We start from the raw sequence: 19,811 nt of genomic DNA on the forward strand, positions 1-19,811 counted from the left end.
GCATTTTAGGGCACAATGCAACTCGATACAACAATGTATCGAGTTGCGCGACACAGAAACAAATCCGGCGCGACAGCTTGAGGGGAGGTCTCATGAACGAGCACGTTCAGCCCGCGACCAGTGCGCCGCTTTTCAATCCGCTGGCGCCGGAGTTCATCAACAACCCCTATCCCTATTACGAGCGGCTGCGCACGACAGATCCGATGCACCTTTCGCCGTTCGGCATGTATGTGGCGAGCCGGCACGCCGAGGCGAGCCTCGTGCTGCGCGACAAGCGTTTCGGCAAGGACTATGTCGAGCGCACCGTCCGCCGCTACGGTCCCAAAATCATGGACGAGCCGGTGTTCCGCAGCATGAGCCACTGGATGCTGCAGGCCGACCCGCCGGACCACACCCGCCTGCGCGGCCTCGTGGTGAAAGCCTTCACCGCCCGCCGCGTCGAGGACATGCGCCCGCGCATCCAGGCAATCGTCGACGAGAACATCGACCGCATCCTCCCGCAAGGGAAGATGGACTTGATCGAGGATTTCGCGTTCCGCCTGCCGGTCACGATCATCTGCGACATGCTCGGCATACCCCAGGAGCATCGCGAGGCGTTCTATGCCTCCTCGCGCGAGGGCGGCCGCCTGCTCGATCCGGTGCCGCTGTCGCCGGAGGAGATCAAGAAGGGCAACGAGGGCTACGCCCTGTCGGCGATGTACTTCCAGCAGTTGATCGAGCTGCGGCGCAAGAATCCCGGCGACGACCTGACCACCCAGCTGGTGCAGGCCGAGGAAGACGGCAACAAGCTCTCAACCGAAGAGCTGATCGCCAACATCATCCTGCTGTTCGGTGCCGGCCACGAGACCACCGTCAATCTGATTGGCAACGGCTTGCTGGCGCTGTTCCGCAACCCCGATCAGCTTGCACTGCTCAAAGCGAAGCCGGAGCTGATCGGCAACGCGATCGAGGAATTCCTGCGCTACGATTCTTCGGTGCAGCTCACCGGACGCGTCGCGCTGGAGGACATCGAGGACCTCGGGGGCAAGCGCATTCCCAAGGGCGATACCGTGCTGTGCCTGCTCGGCTCGGCCAACCACGATCCCGCCGTCTATCCGGATCATCCGGAGCGGCTCGATATCACGAGGCCGAACGTGCGGCCGCTCTCCTTTGGCGGCGGCATCCATCACTGCCTCGGCGCCCAGCTGGCGCGGATCGAGGCGGAGATTGCGATCTCGACGCTGCTGCGCCGGATTCCCAACCTGCGGCTGGATGACGCGGAAAACCCGCAGTGGCGCCCGACCTTCGTGCTGCGCGGCCTCCAGCGGCTGCCGGCGAGCTGGTAGGACTGCCGGATATTCTGTCGTCCCGGCGCAGGCCGGGACCCATACGCCGTGGCCCGTGTTGTCGAAAGACGCTGTTCGACGGCTTTCCCTCAACAATGACCACTCGTGGTTATGGGCCCCGGCTTTCGCCGTGGCGACGAAAACAAGGCGATCGCCCCGCCTGCGATGCCGCTGTGACTTCGCCTTAACTGTCTCTATATTCCCCGGTGTCCCGGCGCCGGCTCCCTTGGGTGCGGCCGCGTCCGGCGGCACAGGAGAGCGTTTTCAAGCGAAGTGGATGCCGGTTCGCGTGAAGAAAACGCGTTGGATTGAGAATCTGGAGACACCGTGCAGACGACGCTGCTCGGACTGGCGATTGCCTTCATCATTGCTCTGGCAGCGGCGCTCGTCGGGCCGTATTTCATCGACTGGAACCAGTTTCGCCCGCAATTCGAGGCCGAGGCGAGCCGGATCGTCGGCGCGCCGGTGCGGGTGGCGGGCAAGCTGGATGCGCGGCTGTTGCCGGCGCCCTCGCTGCAATTGCGCTCGGTGACGGTCGGCGGCGCCAACGACCTCGGCAAGGTGCGCGCGGACAAGCTCGACGTCGAGTTCAGCCTGGGCTCGCTGATGCGCGGCGAGTGGCGCGCCACCGAGCTCACCATCAACGGCATGGCGCTGGACCTCGGCCTCGATGCGCGCGGCCGGATCGACTGGCCGTCTTTGACCGGCAGCTTCAATTTCGGTCAGCTCGCGATCGACCGGCTCAACCTCACCGGCCGGGCCGCGCTGCATGACGCATCGAGCCGCGGCACGCTGGAACTGAACGACATAGCGTTTTCCGGCGACGTCCGCTCGCTCGCCGGCTCGATCCGCGGCGACGGCAATTTCCTGCTTGCCGGCACCCGCTATCCGTTCCGGGTCTCGTCGGGGCAGACCCAGGACGGCAACGGCACGCGCGTGCATCTTAACATCGATCCCGGCCAGCGCGCGTTGGCGATCGATCTCGACGGGGTGCTCGTGTTCGAGCAGCGTGCGCCGCGCTTTGACGGTTCGGTGACCGTGGCGCGGCCGGCGGTGAAGGCCGATCCTTCCGCCTTGCCCTGGAAGATCGCCGCCAAGGTCAAGGCCGACCACAGGGCGGCCCGGCTCGACCAGCTCGATGTGAGCTACGGGCCGGAGGAGCGCGCGCTGCGCCTTGCCGGAACGGGCGATGCGAGCTTCGGTGCCTCGCCCTTGCTGCGTGCGCAGCTCGTGGCTCGGCAGCTCGACGTCGACCGCTTCGTCGCCAGAGACAATGCGAAGGACAATGCCGCCGAGCCGGTTCGGGTCATGCCGGCCGTGCGTGCGCTGCTGGCGGGCATTCCATCGGCGCCGTGGCCCGTACAACTGGAATTCTCCTCCGACCAGATCATGCTCGGCGGGCGTCCGGTGCAGGACGTCGTCACCGAGCTGCGGGCCGATGAAGCGGCCTGGAGCGTGCGCAAGCTGGAATTCCGCGCGCCGGGCTCGACGCGGGTCTCGCTGAGCGGCGCCAGCGCGCAAAGCACCGACACGTTCAAGGCGGCGCTCAATGTCGAGTCCGCCGATCCCGATGCGCTGGTGACCTGGTTGCAGGGCCGCAGCGATCTCGCCTTGCGCAGCCAGAAGCCGCTGCGGCTGCGCGGCGAGGTCAACGCCGCGCCGCACAGCGTGGCGATCGACGCGATGAAGGCCGAGTTCGACGGCGGCGCGGTCGAGGGCCGGGTCGCGATCTCGCACAAGCGGCCCGACAGCGGCATGCGGGTGGAAGCGGATTTGAAATCCGACCGCCTCGATCTCGATGCCGCAACCGCGCTGCTGCGCTCGCTGGGCGGGCCGCAGGGCGAATGGCCGGAAGAGATGCGGCTGTCGCTCGACATCGGCCGCGCCATCTCCATGGGCCAGGAGCTGCGTCCGCTCCTTGCGAAGCTCGGCTATGGACCAAAATCATTCACGCTGGAGCAGCTGAAGATCGGGCAGCCCGACAGCGTCATGCTTGAAGGCTCCGGCAATTTCGATCGCGCCGGCGTCACCGGAAGACTGGCGCTGGATTCCAGCGCGGCCTCGTTCGGCCAACTGACCGCGCTGATCAACCCGTTTGCGCCGTCGCTCGCCGCGCGGCTGAATGCGATGGGCGCAAGCCCGGGCCCCGCGCGCGCGAAACTGGCGCTGGAGCTGGAGAAGGGGAGCGCCGACCGCGCCAGCGCGCGCATCGTCCTCGATCTCGACGCGCCGCAGCTGAAGGGGATGACGTCGATCGCGGCTAGGCCGCCGATTGCCGCCGTCAACGGCTTCGATCTTGAAGCGCTGCGCCGCTCCGAGCTATCAGTCGAAACGAAATTGTCGGCCGAGCAGGGCAACGCATTGCTGAAATTGCTCGGCCTCGAGCGCGCGATTATCGCCGGCGCAGGGCTCGCGCGTCTCGAGGGTAGTGCGAGCGGTGCCTGGGGTGCGCCGCTGCAGGTGAAGGCAAGACTTTCCGGCGCGGGGCTCGATGCCGAAGTGCAGGGCTCGGCCGAGCCGTTCGCGCCGGAGGCGAGGGCGAACGTCAATCTGCGGATCGCCGGCGCCAATCTCGCGCCGCTGCTCGATCTCAAGCCGGCCGATGCGCTGGCGCAGAACATCGCGCTTGCGTCGCGACTGATCGTTGCCGGCAACAAATGGACCTTTGACGATCTCGACAGCACCATCGCCGGCTCGCGGCTGCGCGGGCGCGTGGCGCTGACGCTGGCGGAGGAGAAGTCGATCGAGGGCGAGATCGGACTCGATGCGCTGGCGCTGGCGCCGGCCTTCGGGCTTGCGATCGGCGCGGCGGGCCACGACAGCGCCGAGCCGCTCGGCGCGGGGCTGGTGAAGGGCTGGCGCGGCCGCATCGCCTTCCAGGCGCTGCGCGGCGCGCTGCCCGGCGGAGTCGAACTGCAGCCGGTGAGCGGCACGGTGAAGGCCGACGGCCAGTCGCTGCTGTTCGAGGACATCAAGGGCAAGGTCGGCGGCGGCGAAGTCGTCGCGACGGTCGATGTGAAGCCCGGCGCCAACGGCATCTCGCTGAATGCGCGCGTTGCGCTGAACAATGTCGACGGCGGGGCCTTGCACTACCGTGCGCTCGCCATGCCCGCGGGCCGCACCTCGCTGCAGATGACGCTGGCGAGCCAGGGCCGCAGCGCCGCGGCGCTGATCGGCGCGCTGTCCGGCAGCGGCACCGTCACGCTGGAGCAGGCCAGGTTTGCCGGGCTCGATCCGCGCGCCTTCGAGATCGCGGTGCGCGCCAGCGACAACGGGCAGGTGCGGGACGACGCGCGGCTCAAGCAGATCGTGGAGCCGGCACTGGCGGCTGGCAGCCTGGCGGTTGCCTCGGCGCAGGTGCCTTTCACCATCCGCGACGGCCGCATGCGGGTTGCCGCCACCGCCATCGATGCGCAGGGCGTGCGCGCGGTGATCTCCGGCGGCTACGACATTCCCGCCGACCAGGCCGACATCCGCGCGGCGCTGGCGCTGACATTGGCCACGACGGCCAGCGGCCGTCCGGAGATCCAGCTGTTTGCGGCGGGTACGCCCGATGCGATGACGCGCACGGTCGACGTGGCTGCGCTGTCGTCGTGGCTGGCGGTGCGCGCCATCGACCATGAAACGAGGCGGCTCGATGCCATCGAGCGCGGCGAACCGCCGCCTCCGCCGCCGATGCCGGTCTCGATCCCGCAAGCCCCGGACGCCGCCGAGGATCTCGGCCCGCCGGTCGAACCGCTCAAGAATGTGCCGTTGCCCGGCCGCGATCCGCGCCGCGCCAAACAGCCGAAGGCGGCTGCGCCGCCGCGTCCGCCCGCACCGCCGCCGATCGCGACTGCGCCCGCATCACCGCGGCCGACCGCGCCGGCAGCGCCGCCGAATGCAGCCGCATCTCCGCCGCCGGTGACGCAGCAGCAGGCCGCGCCGCTGCCGCCGCCGGTCGAGGTGAGGCCCGCACCGGGTGCAGCGGCAAAGCCGAAACCAAGACCGCCGCTGGCGTTGACGCCGCAGGTCGCCAACCCGCCGCCGCGCCCGCCGGCGCCGAACTAGAGCTTGTACTCATATGTTCGCGATGTCCGCTGGTCCCCAACAGCGGCGCAGATGCGGACATTGCACGAGGTCCGGGAAGGGCCAGAAGCAGACATGGTAATCCCTATTCGATCACCTTGTCGGCGTGGGCGAGCAACGTCGGCGGCATGGTAAGGCCGAGCGCCTTTGCAGTCTTGAGGTTGACAACAAGTTCAAACCGCATCGCTTGAAAGTACGGTATTTCGCCCGGATTGGCTCCTCGGAATATGCGCAGTGTGCGGGTCGCTCGGCGGCAAGGCCCATGTCCGCTAAGGGTCATTTGCAGACATGCCCAGCCCGGCATGTCCGCTTCACCCCTGAAGGCAGACACTAGAGCCTGCGGCCAGCCCGTCCGCTAAGGGCCAATAGGCGACATCCATGCCTTACTCAATCACCTCGTCCGCACGGGACAACAGAGTGGCTGGCAATGCCCGTCGAATGGACTGCGCGGCCTTGACGTTCGCGATAAGCTGGAACTTGGTCGGCTGGAAGAAGGGGATATCGCCGGGCTTTGTGCCGTTGAAGATGCTCACGATTTGGCGGGCTATCTGACGCAATGCATCCGGGAGGTCGACCGAATAGGCAAGAAGCCCCCCAACATCGACAAATTCGCGGTATGGGTAGATGGCTGGCAAAGCATGTTGCGCCGCAAGCTCGACGATCAGATTTCGATTTGAAATGTTCTCCGCAACCTCGGAGACCAGTAGCGCCACTGCGCGATCTTCGGTGAGCCTGTCAAAGGCTCGAACATAGTTCGATCGATCGACATCTCCATCCAGTTGCACAACTGCAAGCGGAATAGCTGCACGTTTGGCTGCGTCCCGAATTGCATCACCGGTCCGCGCACCCCATTGCTGCGAAGTCGTCAGGAAGTGCATTTGGGAAGGCCGGCCGACGGCTTCGGAGAGGATGTCGATCCGCTTGCCCCATATTTCGAGCCCCCCGTCGACGCTAACGCCCGTGATGTTCCCGCCAGGTCGGGCAAGATTTGAGACCAGACCCAATGCAACCGGATCGCTATTGATTGCCACGATCGGAATCGAGGATGTCTGAGACTTAAGATACATCGCGAGCCGGGCGTGCATGGAAACAATGACATCGGGCGCGGCGTCAACGGCCCTGCGAGTGACAATCTGATACTCGTCTTGGCGCCCTTGCCCGCTCAACCGCAGGACTTCCAGATTTCGGCCTTCAACATAGCCCAGTCGATCAAGCTCCTCGAAGAAGGCCTTGAACGAAGGTCGACCATTCACGGTCATACGGGAGGGTTGCTCGCTCGCATGAACCATTGCAAGCCGTCTAGGTGGGGCGGCCGACTGGGCCCGAACCATGTTGGGCGCCCCGACGGCCAAGACAGCTCCAGCGATGAAATCCCGACGCCTCATTTGCGCTCCCATGCTGTATAGTAGTGCTTCAGCCCAGTGGGGCAAGCAAGTCTGACTGGATCAATTTGGGTCCAAAGGCGACCTCGGCCGTGCCACCCAACAGCCCGATGAAGTCGCGTCTCCTCGTGCCCACTCCCAAGGAATTGAGGGCGGCAGCTTAACCGCCCAAACTCGATGTGACCGAATCATTCAAGCACGTCACTCTCAGTGACAAGTAACGTGGCAGGAATGCTGACGCCGAGTGATTTGGCTGTTTTCTGGTTGATCACAAGTTCGAAATTTGGTCGGCTGTTCGACCGGCAGATCGGCGGGTAAGGCCCCGTTGAGGATTTTGTCAACGTAGACCGCGGCCCGCCGCGGTGAGGCCCGCACCGGGTGCAGTGGCAAAGCCGAAACCAAGACCGCCGCTGGCATTGACGCCGCAGGTCGCCAACCCGCCGCCGCCACGCCCGGCGGCGCCGAACTAGAGCTTGCACTCATATGTTCGCGATGTCCGCTTGTCCCCAACAGCGGCGCAGATGCGGACATTGCACGAGGTCCGGGAAGGGCCACGAGCGGAAGTCGCTGCCTCTAATCGATCACCTCGTCCGCTTGGGCAAGTAACGCAGGTGGTACGGCGAGACCGAGCAAACTGGCGGTCTTGAGGTTGATGGCCATTTGAAACTTGCTGGGTTGCTCTACGGGCAAGTCAGCCGGCTTGGCACCATTCAAAATTCGATCAACTAGCTTCGCAGTGCGGCGGTAATTGTCCGAGAAGTCGGGACCATAAGACAGTAGTCCACCCACTCTCACGATTGCAGTACCAGGGTAAATCGCAGGCAGGCGAACTTGAGCGGTCAATGCGACAATCGCTGGCATCCTTGCGCTCAGGAAAATGTCAGGAGGAACGACCAATGCGCTGTCGGGCTGCTGCGCTAACGATGTTATGGCCTGACCTAGCGCGGCATCATCGAGCACAGGAATTGCTGCGACTTCCACTTGAAGGGAACGTGCACCTGCCTCTACGGAGCGCACAATCGATTGCATGTAAGGTGCCGCCTGCGGATTGAAAATGATACCCATCCGCTTGGTGTTTGGCGCTATCTCCTTGAGGCTCTGTGCCCACTTGCCGCCCATGGAAAAGTCGAAGCTGGAACATCCAGTAATATTGTGGCCAGGGCGCGCTAAGCTATCGACAACCCCCTGGCTAACGGGATCAACACCAATAACAAATACAATCGGCACAGTGCTAGTTTCAAGTTGAAGCGCCTTCGCTTCGATTGGGCTACTTGCGAGGATGGCGTCCAGTGAGAGCTTCGCCAACTCTGCCGCAAATGAGCGCATGCGAGCCGTCTCGTTCCCGTAAAGACGCTCTTCGATGTGAATATTACGATCTTTGACCCAGCCCAGTCTCTCTAGTTCACGAAATACTGGAGCGCCGGATTGCCCAAATCCGCCGGAGAACAGCGCGCCGATCCGTCGCGTCGGTTCTGATCTTTGAGCGATAGCACTTGTGCTCGAAACCGTCGCCACGGTCGCCGCGGCAGACAGCGCTATGAACTCGCGCCGATTCATCTGATCCTCTAACGGTAACCCCTTCAACGACCATATGATCACATTTGGCCACCAGACTAGAGGCAAATTGTCCGCTTCGGGTCATTTGCAGACATGCCCAGCCCAAGAGGACATGCCCGCCTCAACTCTGAAAGCGGACATTGGAGCCAGCAACCGGCAGATCGGCTGCTAATCGACCAATTCGTCAGCGCGCGAGAGGAGCGAATGTGGGAGGTTGAGACCTAACTGAGCAGCTGTTTTGAGGTTGATGATCAATTCAAATTTAGCAGGCTGCTCAACAGGAAGATTGCTCGGTTTTGCGCCTTTGAAGATCTTGTCGATGTGGTCGGCGGCGCGACCAGCCATGGCGACGGCATCGGGTCCATACGAAAACAAACCACCGTCTTTCGCCCAAGCTCCCCAACCGCCCACCAGCGGAATGCGATTTTGTCCTGCAAACAAGACCAGCTTTTTTAGATTAAACACGGTTAGCCGCGACGAAACGACGTATATGGCTTCTATTCGCGCAGCCATTGCATCGTTTAAGACCCGTTCGACTTCATCGGAATTTCGTACCTCCGCTGAATGGAGTTGCAGAGAGAGTGCTTGTGCAGCTCTCTGAGCCTCCCGGTGCTCATTGTCCAAGTGGTCGGGATACCAAATGAAGGCTACCCGGGAGACATTTGGCACTGCCTCCTTGAGCAGTTCGAGCCGTTTCGAGGCAAGTTCGTCTTGAAGCAGCGACACACCCGTGGCGTTTCCCCCCGGTTGGCGAAGGCTGGCAACAAGACCCAGCTGCTCCGGGTCAGCGCTACTCACAAATACAAGCGGGGTTTTCTGGTCGGACTTCTTTGCGATTGGAGCGACGTCTCCTCCGACGGCTAAGATCACGTCCGGTTGAAGTGCTACGAGTTCGGCAGCCAAGGCTGGAAGCCGATCCAGTCGGCCCTCCGCGTAACGGTATTCGATAGAGATGTTTCTTCCTTCAACGTAACCCAACTCGCTCAGGCGGCGACGGATTGCCGCCATCTGCGGATCGCTTTGAGGATCACTATAGAGAAGTGCACCAAGCCGCCATTTTCCCTTGGATTGTGCTAGCGCCAGAGAAGGCCACGCTGCCGCACCACTGAAAAAAATAATGAACTCGCGTCGCTTCATTTGACCCTCCAGTTGGCCGGATCAGGAGCAGAGACGAAACATGAAGCATACTATACATCGGTCTGGGCGGGACGTCCGCTTTGGGTCATTTGCAGACATGCCCAGCCCGGCACGGCATGTCCGCTTCACCCCTGAAAGCAGACACTACAGCCTGCGGCCAGCCCGTCCGCTAAGGCCATAAGCGGACCTGGGCCGCCTGCTCCAAGGCCGTGATCATGATGACGGGAACGTTGGGACGCTCCGCCTTCACTTTGGGAAGCATCTCAAGACCGGTCATTCCGGGCATGTTGATATCTGACAGGACCGCAAATCCCGACGGAATTGCTGTCTGAACATTTCCGCGACGTCGGGTTCGTCATCCACGACCACAATGCAGGTGCTCAATTTTCGCTCCGCTGAGTTTGCGCGCCCGTTGCTCGCGGCAGAGTAATGACAAACTCTGTGAAGGCACCGAGCTTCGTGTCCACGGTAATGGTGCCACCATGTTGCTTGACGATGATGTCATGGGTCATTGACAAGCCGAGCCCCGTTCCTTCGCCCGCCGGTTTGGTGGTGAAGAAGGGATTGAATATCTTCTCTTTCACATCGTCCGGTATGCCCGTGCCATTGTCACGGATGCGTATCTCGACTGAAGCGCCGAGATTCCTCGTCGCAGCCGACAGAGTCGGCTCAAATCCCTCCTCGCCGTTCTCGGACTTGCGTTTGGTCGCGGCATAGAAGCCGTTTGAGATCAGGTTCAACAATGCCCGAGTGATCTCCTGCGGGAATAGCTCGGCTTCGCCAGCCGTAGCGTCAAATTGACGTTGAAGGGTGATGTTGAAGCCGGACTTCTCGGCACGCGCGCCGTGATAGGCAAGGTTGAGGCTTTCTTCCACCAGTCCGTTGATGTCTGCGGCTCGCAGCTCACCCGATCCTTCACGCGAATGCATCAGCATGTTCTTGACGATGGAGTCGGCGCGCTTGCCGTGCTGCACGATCTTTTCGAGATTGGACTTCAGGAGCTGCGTCAGCTCGTCGACCTCCTGCCGGAGCTTCTCGGCCATTTCCGTCTGCTTCAAAGCGTCGTCAAGCTCATCGGTAAGCTCAACCGAGAGCGCGGAGAAATTGTTGACGAAGTTGAGCGGGTTCTTGATCTCGTGGGCGATACCGGCGGTGAGCTGGCCGAGCGAGGCAAGTTTTTCAGTTTGCACCAGACGGTCCTGGGCGGAGCGGAGATCGTCGAGCGACTGCGACAGTTCCCGAGTGCGTTGCTGCACCTGCTTGAAAAGATTGACGTTGGAAATCGCGATTACCGCCTGGTCGGCGAAGGTCTGCAGCATGAGAACGTGATGATCGCTGAAGGTACCTGGTTCGCGCCGGGTGACCCTGATCATGCCGATCGCCATACCCTCGCGCATCAACGGAACCCAAAGGGCGCTACGCCATCCTCGCTGGCGGGTCAGCTTCAGAACGTCGGGCTGCGCCGCAAATTCGGTTTCAGTATCGACGATTCGATATACCTCGCCACGGCGGATAGCGTCGGCGAAGGCGTATGTCGAGAGCGGTCGTGGATAGAATCCCTTTAGCCCCGCGTCCGCCTCGGGTGTGGTCGGAGTGAATGCCGCCAAGTGAACGACATCATCGACGATGCTATCGACCGCCGTCGTAAGCCCGTTGACCAGCTGCTTCGAGCGATCGGCAATGGCCTGGAACACGGGCTGGACGTCGGAAGGCGAGCTCGCAATCGCCCTGAGGATATCGGCAGTGGCCGTCTGCCGTTCCAGCGCTTCCCGTGTTTCGTTGAATAGCCGCGCGTTCTCGATCGCGATCACCGCCTGGTCGGCGAAGCTGGTGGCGAGTTCGATTTCCTTGCTCGCGAAGGGGTCAACGCGCGTACGCGCAATGCTGAAAACGCCTATCAGCGTATTCTCGCGAAGCAAGGGAACGCCGAGCGTCGACCGATAGCCGGCGATCGCCTGCCCTTCGCTGAGAGTGTATTCCGGATCCTGCAAGACGTCAGCGATGGAATCGGCGCGAAGCTCCATCGCTGCCCGGCCGGACGTCGAGCCCCGGCCGGGCGTGAACGGGTTCGTCTTGAAGAATTCTCTCGCCTCGATCGATAGCCCGTAATCGGCGATCAAGTGCCAGAGGTCATGCCGAAGATGGAACATGTACACCTGGTCGGCCCGGCAGAGGCGCGCCACCGTCTCAACCAGAGTTTCGAGTACCGTCCCCAGGTCGACGGATGAGCGGCTTATGATCTTGAGCACGTCGCCGGTTGCGGTCTGCCGCTCCAGCGCCTCCCTCTTCTCGTTGAACAGGCGCGCGTTCTCGATCGCGATCACGGCTTGGTTGGCGAAGGTCTGCAGCAGCTGGACGTGATGATCGGCGAATGCTCCCGGGTCCCGCCGGGTGACCGCTATGAAGCCAATGGCCGCCCCCTTGTTCAATAAAGGCGTGAACATCGCGCTGCGCCAGCCTCGTGTCCGTCCGAGTCCTCGAGTTTGCAGATCAGCCGTTTCGCTATCCGCAATCTGCACAAACTCGCCGTTCGCGGCCAAGGCTACGGGAGGGGCAGCTCGGTTCAGTTTCACCGGAAATTCAGCCCTGATAGCTGCATCGGCCTCCGGGCTGGTGGGCGTCAGCGCAACGAGATGAATGGCATCATCGACGAGGCGGTAGACCGCGGCCGTATATCCACCCAGCAGGCGTTTTGCGCTTGACGCGATGGCCTCAAACACCGGCTGAACGTCGGACGGCGAACTGGCGATAACCTTCAATATCTCGGCCGTCGCCGCCTGTTGCTCGCGAGCTTCCTTAGCCTCCATTTCGAAGGCTCTTGAAGGCTTCATTCGGGTGGCGCGCCGAACGGGCTGTTTGGTCTTGGCGCGGCTGCGGCCCTGCGCTGAGCGCGCCTTGCGCGCCCTCGCCGCGCTCCTCTTGCCGCCCGCTTTTGCTGACCGCGTCATATCCGCCCCCGGAGGGTTTGAAAGGCCATCTTATCGGGCGGAACCCGTTCTGGAAGGGGGCGAACGAGCCAGAATCTTGCTCTCCGGCTTGATGTCCGTTTTGGGTCATTTGCAGACATACCGAGCCCAGCACGGCATGTCCGCTTCACCCCTGAAAGCGGACAGCAGAGCCCGGGACCAGCACGTCTGCTACGGGGTATTAGACGACATAGCGACCGCTACTCGATCACCTCGTCGGCCTGCGCCAGCAGCGCTGGCGGCACCGTGATGCCAAGCTGCTTCGCCGTTTTCAGATTTATGATAAGGGTGAACTTGTCGGCCTGCTCGATGGGCAGATCGCCGGGCTTCGCGCCCCGCAGGATTTTAGCGGCCAGGCCGCCGGCACGGCGAGTCTGCTCATCGATATCGGTATAGTATGACATCAACAGCCCGCCCCGCGTCCAGACGGGGGTGGGGCCGAAAGCCGGTTTACCGGTCTTTGCGAGAGAGGCCACAATCTGGGGAACGCGGGCCACGAATCTTGGTTCAACGGATAGGAAGAACGCGCTGACGTCGTCGCGTTGCCCTGACGCGATGGCGCTCTCGACGTCAGCGAGCGTCGGCACCTCATACATGGAAACCGCAAAGCCCAATTGCTGGGCTGTCTTTTGCACCGCAGCCCGCTCAACGGGGAATTGAACCGCCGTGTCCGCAAGACCAATAAAGCCGACCCGCGTCAGGTTTGGCACCAACTCCTTGAAAAATTGAAATTGCTTGCTCATCAGGCTCTCTAGCCCACCGATGGCGTTCTGGACGTTGCCAGTTGTCATGCCGCCCGGTCTTGCATAGCTCTCTACCCAACCGTACGCGACGGGATCGATTGCAATGGCCGTGAAGACCACTGGCGCGTTCGGTACCAGCCTGTGGATTGGCTTGGGGCCACCGGCGACGGTGACATAGACGCGGGGCTTTAAGGCATCCAGTTCCTTGACGATTTCCGGCAGTCGCGCGTAGTCACCGTCGAGGAAGCGCAGCGTCAGGACATAATCCTTGCCTTCGATGAGGCCGGCTTGCTTGAGACCCTCGCGAATTGAGGCAGCCCTTGCGTTTGCAAGTTGCTCAGTAAACGCGACTATGACCGCGACAAGCGGCAGGTTCGCAGGCTGCTGCGCGCCCGCCGCCAGCGGCCACGCTGCCGCTCCGCCGATCAGTCCGATGAACTCGCGTCGCTTCATGGCCAGCTCCAACTCGATACCGGGGCTGATGGTAAGCAGGTTTCAGTGCGGGTCCAAGAGCGCTCGCAATGTCTGCTTTGGGTCAGAAGCGATCCTAGGAAGGGGCAGTTGTGACGTCCGCTTCACCCCCGACAGCGTACATCCCCGGGACCGAGCGTGACGCCCGTTAAGGGATCATTTGGAGCCTCGACGCCCTAGCTGCGACTCCGAAGAGCTGCGAATAATTTGGGCGTGCGTGTTTACTTGCGTCTCGCCAGTACCCGCGCTCGCTGCTCGGGAGTCAGGTTATAGAACATCCGGCATACGGTCTTGGCGTCGTGGTCGTTCACGCCCAAGGGCCATGCACATTCCGGCGTGATAGCCAGGTTCTCGCCCGTTCCGGAAACCGGGTTTGATGCGCGGAATCCGGACGCAGAGAATTCACCCAGGACCAATGTCCAGAATGCTGCGGCCAGGAGCGCCAGGAAAGTCAGTGACGCTATTATTATCCATTTGATTGCGGCATAGAGCCTCGGAAACCGTATTCCCTCAGAGGCAGAAATGACCGGTTCCGGTTGTGTCATGGGTTCGAATCCTCTGAGGAGGGCGAAGTTGCTGCCGCATCGTCCCGTTGGATCGGTTGTCGTCAAAGGCCAACTTTGTAGCACGATTGGCAGTTGGTGAAATGTCCGCCTTGGGTCATCAGGCAGAGTTGGCCGGTGACCGGAACAGGTCAGCCTTGCCCCCGATGGGCGACCCCCGGCTCAAGGCCGTGGCACGCTGCGGACGATGGTTCCTACTGTGGACGCATCACAGGCGAATAGCTCCAGCCGGCTGCGGTGACGGCGGCGATGACCGGTTGCTTCAATGAGTCGAGATCGAAGTTGACGTCGAGTTGCTTGCCGAAACCGCCTCCGGCGGGGGTGTCAAAGCCATAGGCGACTTCGCGCTTGCGCTTGAACAGCTGGACACCGCGAAAGCCCGACTTGCTGTAGCGAAACGAGGGCGTGCCCATCAGCCCGCCGGACCATTCGATCTCCGAGGTCTCGTCGAGCGCGCCGACACGGTGCGTCGCCTCGTTGAGATAGAGTCTCAGCCGGTATGTCTCGCGCACGCCTTGTTTCGCCATGATGCCCCACCACGTGGCGTCGGCGTATTTCCATTCCACGACAAGGTCCGCTTCGGGCCCCGTCCGCACCAGCCAGGGCCGCGACGGATCGTTCAGCGCCATCAGCCGGGCGATCAGTTTCTCGCGCGATACCGCGGTCGCACCGGTTGCAGGTGCGACCACCTGACTGCGCAGCAGCCGGCGCAACAGCAGCGCGCCGACAGCGAGCGACAGCAGGACGATGCCGGCTATCACCCAGGGGAACCATTTGAGCTGCCCCTTGTCCTCGACGCCGCCGACACGCGAAGCCGCGATCAGGTCAACAAGCCGATCGGCGCTCGCGGCCTCGGCAGAGAACACCCATGGCCCGCTCACCCAGGCGAGACCGAATGTCGAGCCTCCGGAATAGCGCAAATACTGCAACGATCCGATCGCGACGCGGCTGCGGGAGGAAATGCCGGCTCGTGTCTCGACGCGCTTTGCCAGCGCATCGAGAGCGAGCACGGCATCCCCTGTGCTTGCGAACCGAAGCGCGGTCATGCGGCCTCCGCCATCGGCGGTCACCTGCGCACCGTCGGTCGCGGGTGGCGACTTGATCGCCTCGATCCGGCCCGGCGGCAGCAGCGTCCGCGCGGCAACATCGGGCGGTGTGACGGGCCGCGCCAGCTCGGCCGGCGGTGAGCACGCACCGAGAACGAGCACCAGAAACAGCGTCGCCACGCCTGCAATGCGGCCCATGAATTTCTCCTATGGCCAGATATTGGAGGGCTGACCGGCTGCACACCTTGCGGCAGGTCAAAATATGCTCCCTTCCGCGGCATACCGGATCGAGCTTGCGCGGCCAACAACGGACAAGCCGACCCATGCGGTGACGTTGCTTGGCGCGATCATCAATTTCCGCCGGTCGACTCTGCTAAAGGAGCGGGCTCGAGAACGATCCAAGATGGTGTACAATCAATCCTAAGCCAGGAAAGCAATCTCATGGGGGGGACAATCATGAAGGCACGAGTGATTATCGCAGTGGCAACAAGCCTGCTGCTGTCATCGGTGGCTGATGCGGCCGAGATCAAGGTCCTGGCTTCCGCTGCCATCAGGGATGCGTATCTCGAATTGCTCCCCCAGTTCGAGAAGGCGACTGGCAACAAGGTCACGGCAGAATGGTCCGGCAGCCCAGACATCCAGAAGCGCATTGCGGCGGGCGAAGCCGCCGACGTCGTCATTCTGGGTAACAGCGGGACTGAGGAACTGATCCGGCAAGGAAAACTCATGCCCGGAAGTCGAGCCAATTTCGCGAAATCGGGCGCCGGGATTGCAGTACGCGAGGGTGCGCCAAAGCCCGACATAAGCTCCGCCGATGCAGTGAAAAAGGCGGTACTCGCCGCGAAATCCGTTGCGTATTCCGCGGGGGCGAGCGGCGCCTACATCGTCAGCATGTTCCAGAAGATGGGCATCGCAGACGAGGTCAAGGCAAAGACCGCCACGGTGAAGCCCGGCGAACCCGTTGGCGCGGTGGTTGCGCGCGGCGAGGCCGAGATCGGATTCCATCAGATAAGTGAGCTCATGCCGGTGAAAGGCATCCAGTATCTCGGACCGTTGCCGCCCGAGATCCAGAACGTCACCGTGTTTTCGGGCGGCGTTCATAGCGGGACAAAGGAGCCGGACGCAGCGACGACGCTGGTCAGGTTTCTCACGTCGCCGGCCGCCATGACGATCATCACGAAGCACCACCTCGAGCCAGGTTGATCGATTTCGCGGCTGCGGTGGGAAGCGAGCTCGCTAAGCCGTTCTCGTCGGCCAACGCCGGGCCGCCAACCAGCCCGCCAGAGGCGCGCCAAATGCCAGGCACCATGTGAACTGCGCAACGAACGGCGCGACGGCGGCCATCACCGTTCCGAACACGAGTGCGAAGACCGGAAAGATCGCGGTTACCAGCAACTCGGGATTGCGGCGACCTCGCAGCGCCAGAACCCATAGCAGCGCATTCAAGCCGGCAATGACAGTCAGATGGAAGCCGTAGCTTACTGCTACGACACTATCGAGCCGATACACGCCGTAAAGTCCATTCGTCACCGGAAGCATGACGATCGATAACAGGAAGATCAGATTGAGGAAGACTTCGCCGCGGCTGCCTTCCGGCGCGAAGGTGAGTCGCCGATGATGGCTGAGCCAAAGCACGCCGGCCACGATAAAACTGATCATCAGCGCGATGCCAGGTTGTGCGTAGGCGTCGACAAGGTCTATCCAGGCCGGCGCCCTCGCGAACCTGCTGGCCTTCGGCAGATCGTAGGCGAGCAGCGTCATCGCAACACCGAAGATGGTGTTGCTCAAGGCCTCCAATCGACGCATTTCGAAAAGACCGATCTGCGTCAACCTCGCTCCCCTTCAAAGCTGCCGGACACGCTTCGCGGAGCGGCGCCGCTGTATGGTCATCAAAGCACGTTGGTTGTGATTGGGATAGGCCGCAATGTCCGAGTTGGGTCATAGGCGGAAGTGGCGATTTCCCTTTGCCATGTCTGGTCCGCCTTCAAGAGCAGACATCAAGCGGGTGGACCGGAATGCCCGCATCGGGCCGATAAGCGACATCAAGCGAGCGGCAGGTCCCAAATTGCGGAGCAAACAGTTTCAGGAAGCTCGCCCGGGAAAGCGTGACATGCCTCACGGGGCTCGGTTAAGATATCCAATATTCGCTACGGATCGTTTCACGCGTTTGGGGCACTCCCATGAAGTACCATTTTCCCCTGCTGGATCCGCTGCGCTTCGGGGCCGCCTTCGGCGTCGCAATTTTTCACCAGATGTTCTGGTCGTGGGCCTGGGTTTCGATTGGCCACCCAGGATTCGAGCGCTTCGTCGCCGCCGATGTTCATTATCCGAACGCCGCGACCTTTACATGGTTTGGTTGGGTAGGAGTCGAGATATTCTTCGTTATTTCCGGTTTCGTCATAGCGAATTCGGCGAGCAGGTCTTCGCCGACACAGTTTCTTCTTGGCCGCGCTCTCAGGCTATATCCGGCGGTCTGGGTTTGCGCCACCGCAACCCTCCTCGTTCTCCTTATCTTCGGCACCGGATCGGCATCCGAATTCATCGCGCCCTACATCCACGCCATGACCCTCGTTCCCGAGGGAGTTACGAAACAATCGCTCGACGTCGTTTATTGGACGCTTGCGGCCGAGATGGCGTTTTATCTGTTCGTCTTTTTCGCGATGCTGACGAAGCGAATCACGCTACGGCACTTCGCCTTCGGCCTCACCGTCTGGAGCGCGGTGTTCAACGCTGTTGCGTTGCTCATTCTGTTATTCACGACGCCATCCAACTTGCCCACTGTGTCGCCGGACAACTTGCCCTATCTCGCTATCCTGATGTTTCGGGTGCCGTGCGCGGCATTTCTGTTGAACCACGGCTGCTTCTTTGCGCTGGGCATCTGGCTCTTCATTTCCGCAAACAGAAAGCTGACGGCGCTTGAACGGGTCGCCGTCGCCGTCACCTGTGTTTCGGGCGCTGCAGAAATCTACTTTTTTGCCTCTTTCTTTTTGACAACCATCCCTGCCATCTCGGGTCAGTCGGCCCTTGTGCCGATCGTGGTCTGGGCGGCGGCGGTGGGCGTCATTGCCTACGATGCGAACAGGAACAGGCGTCCTGCAGCCGCCGCTGCGCGTGAAGCGCCGAGCTATTTGAGGACGCTTGGGCTGATCACCTTTCCGCTCTATCTCACCCATAACGTCATTGGCACTGGGATGATTCATGCCCTGATCAATGCCGGTCTCGGTCCCGCCGTAGCCGTATGGGTCGCGCTGGCCATGCTCGTCCTGATCTGCTGGTTCATTTGTGCGAAGGTCGAGCCGGCCATCAGGGACGCGATCACGAAAACCATTTCATATTATGGACTGTCTCCGGACAGAATGCCGGCATCGAGGCGCACGCTGTTTGCCCGGGGGCTGGGCCTCCCACCCGTGCCGGTAAGGATGACCACGTGGTGATCGCCGGCGCCTTGCCGGACCAGCTTCCTGCAGATCCATCAAATGGAACGATCTCGGCGACTTGAGGCACGAAGTATCCGGTGAAAGTCACCAGAGACATGGTGGATAAAGACCTGCGCGGCATATATGCCGCCGGGCGTATGCTCGCTGCCTTTTTCCATACGAGACGGCTCTCGCCGCTCGTGCTCCGCTTCATCGGCAGGGCCTCCCTCGGAATAAACACCAAAGGACTTGTCTGCCAGCAGCTATATGTCCCGAGCAGAAACGGCGGGGCGCCCATTCGCGTGAGGCTCTATCGGCCGACCGCGGCGGTTGGACCATTGCCGGTCATGCTGTATTTGCACGGCGGCGGTTACTTTCACGGGGTGCCCGAGCACTTCGGCTCAATCATCAGGGACTTCATCAAAACAGTACCATGCATCATTCTCGCGCCGGACTACAGAAAGGCCGATCGAGCGCCGTACCCGGCCGCATTCAACGACTGTTACGACACCCTGCTATGGATGAGGGATAATGCGGTCTCCATCGGCGGAAGAGGCGACAGGTTCATCGTGTCGGGCCATAGCGCGGGCGGAGGGCTTGCGGCGGCGGTCTCGCTCAAGGCGACCGATACCGGCGATGCAAAATTGGCATTTCAAATGCCGATCTATCCAATGATCGATGACCGGCAGAACAGCGCCTCCGCCGCCGGAAACAACGCACCTGTATGGGATGCAAAGGCCAACAGGCTGGCATGGTCGCGTTATCTCGATGGCGTGAGGAACGTGACGCCTTACGCAGCTCCGGCACGCTGTACCGACTATACGAGATTGCCGCCGACGATCACTTACGTCGGCAGTATCGAGCCGTTTCGGGATGAAACGAAAGCCTACGTTGAGAACCTTCGTCGAGCAAATGTTCCAGTCGAATTCGAGATATTCGACGGCGCGTTTCACGGGTTCGACATGATGGTACCGAACGCTCCAATCAGCAAGCGAGCAAATCGGTTCCTGTTGGAAAACTTCCGAAAGTTTACTCGGCGATATTTCCCGTGAGATAGGCTCGGAGGTCAGGCCGTCTGCCGACCACTTCCGGTTCTACCCTCAAACCGGACATCGCGAGGGACCGCCGCAACGTCTC

The 19,811-nt window shown here is 61.8% G+C and carries 13 protein-coding genes and 1 pseudogene; 5 read left to right on the plus strand and 9 right to left on the minus strand.

Annotated elements, in window-relative coordinates; all coding sequences use genetic code 11:
- The first annotated feature begins 92 nt into the window (after positions 1-92).
- Positions 93-1,325, plus strand: a complete 1,233-nt coding sequence (locus tag HZB49_RS23345; RefSeq protein ID WP_291615616.1) for a cytochrome P450 — start codon at positions 93-95, stop codon at positions 1,323-1,325.
- A 327-nt stretch (positions 1,326-1,652) separates the two neighbouring features.
- Positions 1,653-5,375, plus strand: a complete 3,723-nt coding sequence (locus HZB49_RS23350) for an AsmA-like C-terminal region-containing protein (protein ID WP_291615618.1) — start codon at positions 1,653-1,655, stop codon at positions 5,373-5,375.
- Between the two features lie 103 nt (positions 5,376-5,478).
- Here HZB49_RS23350 and HZB49_RS23355 read toward each other — a convergent pair whose 3' ends face one another.
- From HZB49_RS23355 to HZB49_RS23390, 8 genes and pseudogenes are all read right to left on the minus strand, one after another.
- Positions 5,479-5,697, minus strand: a complete 219-nt coding sequence (locus HZB49_RS23355; RefSeq protein WP_365858995.1) for an ABC transporter substrate binding protein — start codon at positions 5,695-5,697, stop codon at positions 5,479-5,481.
- A gap of 79 nt (positions 5,698-5,776) precedes the next feature.
- The gene (locus tag HZB49_RS23360) at positions 5,777-6,652 is read right to left on the minus strand and encodes an ABC transporter substrate-binding protein (protein ID WP_291615620.1); all 876 of its coding nucleotides are present in this window, start codon (positions 6,650-6,652) and stop codon (positions 5,777-5,779) included.
- 696 nt (positions 6,653-7,348) lie between these two features.
- Positions 7,349-8,332, minus strand: coding sequence for an ABC transporter substrate-binding protein (locus HZB49_RS23365; RefSeq protein ID WP_291615621.1), 984 nt, complete (start codon positions 8,330-8,332; stop codon positions 7,349-7,351).
- Positions 8,333-8,500: 168 nt separating this feature from the next.
- A complete protein-coding gene (locus HZB49_RS23370) occupies positions 8,501-9,469 on the minus strand; it encodes an ABC transporter substrate-binding protein (protein ID WP_291615622.1) in 969 nt (322 codons plus the stop codon).
- 205 nt (positions 9,470-9,674) lie between these two features.
- Positions 9,675-9,853, minus strand: a pseudogene (locus HZB49_RS23375) (response regulator); the annotation flags it as partial.
- A complete protein-coding gene (locus HZB49_RS23380; RefSeq protein ID WP_291615623.1) occupies positions 9,850-12,417 on the minus strand; it encodes a GAF domain-containing protein in 2,568 nt (855 codons plus the stop codon). The gene HZB49_RS23380 and the pseudogene HZB49_RS23375, both read right to left, overlap by 4 nt.
- Before the next feature lie 218 nt (positions 12,418-12,635).
- Positions 12,636-13,631, minus strand: coding sequence for an ABC transporter substrate-binding protein (locus HZB49_RS23385; protein ID WP_291615624.1), 996 nt, complete (start codon positions 13,629-13,631; stop codon positions 12,636-12,638).
- Between the two features lie 775 nt (positions 13,632-14,406).
- Entirely contained in the window at positions 14,407-15,456 is a 1,050-nt protein-coding gene (locus tag HZB49_RS23390; RefSeq protein WP_291615626.1) for a hypothetical protein, read from the minus strand.
- Between the two features lie 258 nt (positions 15,457-15,714).
- On the opposite strand from HZB49_RS23390, the gene HZB49_RS23395 reads away from it, so the two are divergent.
- Complete coding sequence (locus HZB49_RS23395) at positions 15,715-16,461, plus strand: molybdate ABC transporter substrate-binding protein (RefSeq protein WP_291615628.1); 747 nt, start codon at positions 15,715-15,717, stop codon at positions 16,459-16,461.
- A gap of 33 nt (positions 16,462-16,494) precedes the next feature.
- On the opposite strand, the gene HZB49_RS23400 is transcribed toward HZB49_RS23395, so the two are convergent.
- Positions 16,495-17,088 carry a TMEM175 family protein gene (locus HZB49_RS23400; RefSeq protein ID WP_291615630.1) on the minus strand — a complete coding sequence of 198 codons (594 nt, stop codon included), beginning with the start codon at positions 17,086-17,088 and terminating at the stop codon, positions 16,495-16,497.
- A gap of 350 nt (positions 17,089-17,438) precedes the next feature.
- On the opposite strand from HZB49_RS23400, the gene HZB49_RS23405 reads away from it, so the two are divergent.
- Together HZB49_RS23405 and HZB49_RS23410 are read left to right on the plus strand one after the other, a co-directional pair.
- Positions 17,439-18,692, plus strand: a complete 1,254-nt coding sequence (locus HZB49_RS23405) for an acyltransferase (RefSeq protein WP_291615632.1) — start codon at positions 17,439-17,441, stop codon at positions 18,690-18,692.
- An 80-nt stretch (positions 18,693-18,772) separates the two neighbouring features.
- Positions 18,773-19,726 (plus strand): alpha/beta hydrolase, encoded by a 954-nt coding sequence (locus HZB49_RS23410; RefSeq protein WP_291615634.1) that lies wholly within the window; start codon positions 18,773-18,775, stop codon positions 19,724-19,726.
- Positions 19,727-19,811 lie beyond the last annotated feature (85 nt).

Source organism: Bradyrhizobium sp. (assembly GCF_016219575.1).
In the GTDB taxonomy this organism is placed as follows: Bacteria; Pseudomonadota; Alphaproteobacteria; order Rhizobiales; family Xanthobacteraceae; genus Bradyrhizobium.

Coding starts and splice junctions, on each gene's coding strand:
- HZB49_RS23345 (WP_291615616.1), top strand. CDS start 93: ATGAACGAGCACGTTCAGCCCGCGACCAGTGCGCCGCTTTTCAATCCG.
- HZB49_RS23355 (WP_365858995.1), bottom strand. CDS start 5,697: ATGCCGGGCTGGGCATGTCTGCAAATGACCCTTAGCGGACATGGGCCT.
- HZB49_RS23360 (WP_291615620.1), bottom strand. CDS start 6,652: ATGACCGTGAATGGTCGACCTTCGTTCAAGGCCTTCTTCGAGGAGCTT.
- HZB49_RS23365 (WP_291615621.1), bottom strand. CDS start 8,332: ATGAATCGGCGCGAGTTCATAGCGCTGTCTGCCGCGGCGACCGTGGCG.
- HZB49_RS23370 (WP_291615622.1), bottom strand. CDS start 9,469: ATGAAGCGACGCGAGTTCATTATTTTTTTCAGTGGTGCGGCAGCGTGG.
- HZB49_RS23380 (WP_291615623.1), bottom strand. CDS start 12,417: ATGACGCGGTCAGCAAAAGCGGGCGGCAAGAGGAGCGCGGCGAGGGCG.
- HZB49_RS23385 (WP_291615624.1), bottom strand. CDS start 13,631: ATGAAGCGACGCGAGTTCATCGGACTGATCGGCGGAGCGGCAGCGTGG.
- HZB49_RS23390 (WP_291615626.1), bottom strand. CDS start 15,456: ATGGGCCGCATTGCAGGCGTGGCGACGCTGTTTCTGGTGCTCGTTCTC.
- HZB49_RS23395 (WP_291615628.1), top strand. CDS start 15,715: ATGAAGGCACGAGTGATTATCGCAGTGGCAACAAGCCTGCTGCTGTCA.
- HZB49_RS23405 (WP_291615632.1), top strand. CDS start 17,439: ATGAAGTACCATTTTCCCCTGCTGGATCCGCTGCGCTTCGGGGCCGCC.